We start from the raw sequence: 732 nt of genomic DNA, 5'->3' as shown, positions 1-732 counted from the left end.
AAACCTTGCTTAGAAGAACGATGGGTTGCGCTCGATTAGTTTACAACCGCGCTTTAGCCGCAAGGACAGAAGCATGGTATGAACGTCAAGAGCGAGTTGGATACGTTGAAACTTCCGCGATGCTAACCAGTTGGAAGAAGCAAGAGGACTTGCAATTTCTTAATGAGGTTAGCAGTGTGCCATTACAGCAAGGGCTAAGACATTTACAATCCGCTTTTACGAAATTCTTTGGAGGAAGGGCTAAATATCCTAACTTCAAGAAAAAGCATCATGGCGGAAGCGCTGAATTTACTAAGGCTGCTTTCAGATGGAAGGATAGCAAAGTATTTTTAGCAAAATGTACTCAACCTTTGGATGTTCGATGGAGTCGTGAACTTCCTGAAAGTGCAGAGCCATCAACCATTACGGTGAAGCTCTCGCCCTCTGGACGGTGGACAGTCTCAATGTTGGTAGATGTTGTAATTGCACCATTGCCTGAATCTCAAGAGTCAATTGGCTTAGATCTGGGTATTACTAGCCTGATGGCTTTGAGTAATGGCGAAAAGATTGCTAATCCTAAAACCTTCAAGGCTAAACGCTGTAAATTGCGTAAAGCTCAGAAAGCGCTTAGCAGGAAGAAAAAAGGCTCTAACAATCGTCACAAAGCAAGATTGAAAGTCGCTAAAGTTCATGCAGAAATTAGCGATGCTCGTCATGATTTTCTTCACAAATTGACAACTCGACTGGTTCGTG

General features: G+C 43.2%; 1 protein-coding gene. It reads left to right on the top strand.

Annotated elements, in window-relative coordinates; translation table 11 throughout:
- The coding region (locus PseudUWO310_RS22590; RefSeq protein WP_143190603.1) for an RNA-guided endonuclease InsQ/TnpB family protein at positions 1–732 on the top strand (732 nt) is incomplete at both ends.

It is taken from the genome of Pseudanabaena sp. UWO310 (assembly GCF_006861605.1).
GTDB lineage: Bacteria > Cyanobacteriota > Cyanobacteriia > Pseudanabaenales > Pseudanabaenaceae > Pseudanabaena.
Note: the sequence above shows the minus strand (reverse complement) of the source record. Positions and strands in the feature narration are given on the sequence as shown.